Annotated in this window: 3 protein-coding genes and 3 pseudogenes; 4 read left to right on the top strand and 2 right to left on the bottom strand. The window is 49.7% G+C overall.

Annotated features, from left to right (window positions below; translation table 11 throughout):
- From PACILC2_RS24725 to PACILC2_RS29645, 4 genes and pseudogenes are all read left to right on the top strand, one after another.
- Window positions 1-375: pseudogene (locus PACILC2_RS24725) on the top strand (IS4 family transposase); the annotation flags it as partial.
- Complete coding sequence (locus tag PACILC2_RS24720) at window positions 372-878, top strand: TrmH family RNA methyltransferase (protein WP_213531559.1); 507 nt, start codon at window positions 372-374, stop codon at window positions 876-878. The pseudogene PACILC2_RS24725 and the gene PACILC2_RS24720, both read left to right, overlap by 4 nt.
- Window positions 872-1195, top strand: a complete 324-nt coding sequence (locus PACILC2_RS29650; protein WP_372447232.1) for a TrmH family RNA methyltransferase — start codon at window positions 872-874, stop codon at window positions 1193-1195. Before PACILC2_RS24720 ends, PACILC2_RS29650 begins: the two co-directional genes overlap by 7 nt.
- Window positions 1196-1339: 144 nt before the next feature.
- Window positions 1340-1483 (top strand): annotated as a pseudogene (locus PACILC2_RS29645) (ATP-dependent helicase HrpA); the annotation flags it as partial.
- Window positions 1484-1716: 233 nt separating this feature from the next.
- Here the strand turns inward: PACILC2_RS29645 and istB are convergent.
- Window positions 1717-2532 carry an IS21-like element helper ATPase IstB gene (istB, locus tag PACILC2_RS24710; protein WP_213531555.1) on the bottom strand — a complete coding sequence of 272 codons (816 nt, stop codon included), beginning with the start codon at window positions 2530-2532 and terminating at the stop codon, window positions 1717-1719.
- Window positions 2529-3753: pseudogene (gene istA / locus PACILC2_RS24705) on the bottom strand (IS21 family transposase). Before istA ends, istB begins: the two are co-directional and overlap by 4 nt.
- Between the last annotated feature and the right edge of the window lie 140 nt (window positions 3754-3893).

The following is a 3893-nucleotide window of genomic DNA, read 5'->3' as shown; positions in this document are numbered from 1 at the left end:
GCCAGTCCTTTACCCGACAGATGTTCTTCAAATTTGCCAAATCGTACCTGAAGCTGGGAACGGAGTTTCAAGGTCGTTGATATGCTCATCAGCCACACCACGATCGTGTTTACACGTTATCTCGTGATGGAATGGGAACGCCGTCACAACAACGACGCGCTGTCGTTGGGTGGTCTGTTTTTCCTGTTTTCCGACGAAGTTCGAGACCTGGATCTCAAAACGGCTTTGCAACATCTGATCGCATTTTTCATGGCATTTACGGAAGTGAAATCCAAGCGGGATCAGTCTGCCGTAGTATGTCAACTCCAGCAATGGATTGCGAGTTTGCCTAATTATATCAAGGCTTTGTTCGGAAAATTAAGCTGCGAAAGTTGAGTAAAGAAGATAATGATTTTCAACACTTTGAAGTCATTAAAAGAAACCGAAACAAACGATTTAAACATAAAGAATTTTTTGTTGAAGGCGTAAGAAATATCAACGAAGCCATTAGGAATAAATGGGAGATAAGCTCTTTTATTTACTCAGGAGAAAAAGAATTATCGGGTTGGGCTAAGAGTATACTAAGCAACGTTAAGGCAAGTATACAATATCAATTGCCTAATCACTTAATGGATCAATTAAGCAGAAAGACAGATACATCAGAATTATTAGCTATTGTAAAAATGAAAGCTAATGATTTAAGCAGAATAAAACTAACTAACAACCCGTTAATTGTTGTAATGGATAGACCATCAAACAAGGGAAACTTGGGAACCTTAATACGTTCGTGCGATGCACTTGGCGCTAATGGATTAATAATAACCGGACATGCTGTTGACTTATATGACCCAGAGACAATAGCTTCTTCGGTTGGTACATTTTTAGTCTTCCGGTGTTAAATTTACCTTCTCATAAAGAGTTGTATGAGTGGATTCAATCATTAAGAAGTCAACATCCAAACTTACAAATTATAGGAACAAGTGCGCATGGTGATAAAATAATTAATCAGTGTGATTTCCTAAAGCCTACAGTATTACTTTTGGGAAATGAAACACTTGGTCTTAGTAGAAATTATAAAGAAATGTCTGATTCATTGGTGGGGATCCCAATGGATGGGGTGGCATCATCTATGAATGTTTCTTGTGCAGCGTCGATAGTACTATATGAAATAAAAAGACAAAGAGTCTTATCTCGTGGAACATGCGGGCAGTCGTAGCATGTAAACAAGCCTTTCCAAAATCCACGTGTATAGCTCATGAGGTGTGGCAGTACAGTTCATCAAAGGATGGGGCGAGCTTCGGGCTGTCCCATCCTTTGTTTGTGCCGCAGAAACATATTACGCTTGAGGCATAGCGTATACATGGAGGAATCACGTTTGAGTTTACATGAACGATTGCTGTCAGACTTGAAAAAGGCCCTGACATCCAGCCAGAATGACGTGCTTGTGGCCGAACCGGGCGCGGGCAAGACGACGCGGGTTCCGCTGGCCCTCCTTGACGAGCCAAGCGGCCGGGCCAAACCCGTTGAGAAGCCCGCAACCATTCTGCGTGGCATCATCCGGTGCCCACCTTCGCGGTTACCAACTACAATGCAGTTGTAACATGGATCGGAAATCAGCCTTTATGAACGAAACCATGACGCCAGGACGTACTTCCCCTGAGCGTCATTTTTGTTTTGATCCGGGGTTCTCTTCCAATGGAAGGAAGCCCGTTGTGGAATGCATTTGTAAGTCCCATGTCAACGCCGGAATTCATTTGACCCACTGGCGCCGGAATAAAATTGACCCACCTGTGTGCCTGGTGTCGAATAAATTCCGGTTTTTACTTTGTCTTTGAGGCGGTAGCTATTCCCCCGAATGTTGACGACATGGCAGTGATGCAGCAGCCGATCCAGCACCGCTGTCGCCAGAACAGGATCACCCATCAGTTCGCCCCACTCGCCAATGCTTTTGTTGCTCGTCAGGATCATGCTTCCCTTCTCATAGCGGGCCGACACCAGTTGGAAAAACAGATTCGCTGCCAGCGGATCCAGAGGCAGATAGCCTACTTCGTCCACAATGAGCAGACGCGGCCTCAGATACACGCGCATCCGCTTGTCCAAACGGTTCTCTTCATAGGCCTTCCGCAAATCGCCCACGAGTTGGGCAAGGGAAACGAAATACACAGGCAATCCCTGGCCAATCGCCTCCATGGCGATCGCTACAGCCAGGTGCGTCTTGCCCACTCCGGGAGGGCCGAGAAACAGGATGTTTTCCTGCCGACCGATGAACGTCAAACTGGCAAGCTCCCGGATGAGCCGTTCGTCTATGCCAGCCTGAAAGGAGAAGTCGAACTCCTGCAATGTGCGCCGGTACGGCAAATGCGCCAGTTTCATGCGCACCTCGACGTTTCGGCGCTGACGCTCCTGAAGCTCTGCCTCCAGCAGCTTATTCAAAAACGACAGATACGTGCTTTGGCTGCGGCTTGCAGCTTCGAGGATTGCATCCAGCGATTGGGACGCTTGTCCCAACCCCAGCTCCTCCAGACGGAGTCGGGCCTGTTCCAGTTCGATCATGTTCCCACCTCCGCCAGCCGCTCATACACATCCAGCAATCGCACTTCCACGTCCTGCACCGGAATCTGAATGCCCTGCGGCTTCGGGTATGCATACCCCTGGGCCGTGCTGAGGTTCGCGTATTGGTGTTCGCACATCACCAGCGTCCGCGATCGATGTTGTTCCTTGTGCCGGGCAATGAGTTCTTGTTCCCGGTAGATCTCGATGAATCCGTTGATCTGACGCACCTTCACGTCCCGCCCGCTGTACTTCCAGGGAACGCCATATCGCACGCCGTCATAGCTCACAAATCCGTCCCGGCTGACTTTTCGCACCTCAAACCGGTATTTGGCCAGACGATCTGCCGGTGGGAGTGCCCTGAGTTCTTCCTGCGCCAAACGGTCAATCGGTCTCTCCCCCGGTCGTCCCGTGGATGCGCTGGTTCTGCTCGTCACACCACTGCCTTGCCTGACGGTTCAGGTCTTCCACATCTGTAAACCGTCTGCCCGGCATGAAATTCTGCTCAATAAATTGAACGGTCCGTTCTACCTTGCCCTTCGTTTGCGGCCGCCGGACGCGGCAGACTTTCGGAACCATGCCGACCGTTGCGGCAAAATCCTCAAACAGCGGATGCCATCGGGGCTTTCGATCATCGCCCATGCCGAGGATAACCGTCTTCATCTGGTCCGTCAGCATCGTCTTCGGAACACCGCCGAAGTACTCCAACGCGTGGATCAGGCAGCGCAAGAAACTGTGGATGTCGCACCGTTTGGCAAACTCGATGTACATCATCCGGGAATACCCCAGCACCATCGCAAACACCGGAATCTTGCGCACTTCCCCGTTCAAATCGACATATTCGCAGATCTTCCAGTCCACTTGCGTCTGGTACCCCGGTTTCGTTTCGTATCGCTGTACGGCAGGGATTTTCCTCGGCGGCCGGTGCGGTTTTACATAGTCCTTGATGAGAGTGATGCCGCCGGTATAGCCCTGATCTCTAAGTAGACGCAGCAGCACCTCGCAGTTGAAGATTCCCTGGGCCATGAATTGGTCGATGAGAGGTTTGAAGGGATCGAGTTTGGATCCTCTCTTTTTGCCGTAGTGCGGCTCGGGGATGCCGTTGGCGCGCAAGTATTTGCGCACGGTATTTCGGGAAAGTCCCGTGATGCGGGCAATTTCCCGAATGCTCTTGCCGTTGGCGTAAAGTTCATGTAAGCTGATCACAGTCCCACTCCTTAGCATATATCTCCCCTCTGAAACTATTTCCTGATTGTTCTCAGAGGGAGAATATTCTACAGGGGTGGGTCATTTTCTTTTCGGCAATCTAGGGTCAATTATAATCCGGCGGTGACATTATCATTGTTTCCTATTGGGTGGATTCT

Source organism: Paenibacillus cisolokensis, from assembly GCF_018403665.1.
GTDB classification, from domain to species: domain Bacteria; phylum Bacillota; class Bacilli; order Paenibacillales; family Paenibacillaceae; genus Paenibacillus_AH; species Paenibacillus_AH cisolokensis.
Note: the sequence above shows the minus strand (reverse complement) of the source record. Positions and strands in the feature narration are given on the sequence as shown.

Excerpts from the sequence above, each read along its gene's own strand:
- istB (WP_213531555.1), bottom strand. The coding sequence starts at position 2,532 with ATGATCGAACTGGAACAGGCCCGACTCCGTCTGGAGGAGCTGGGGTTG.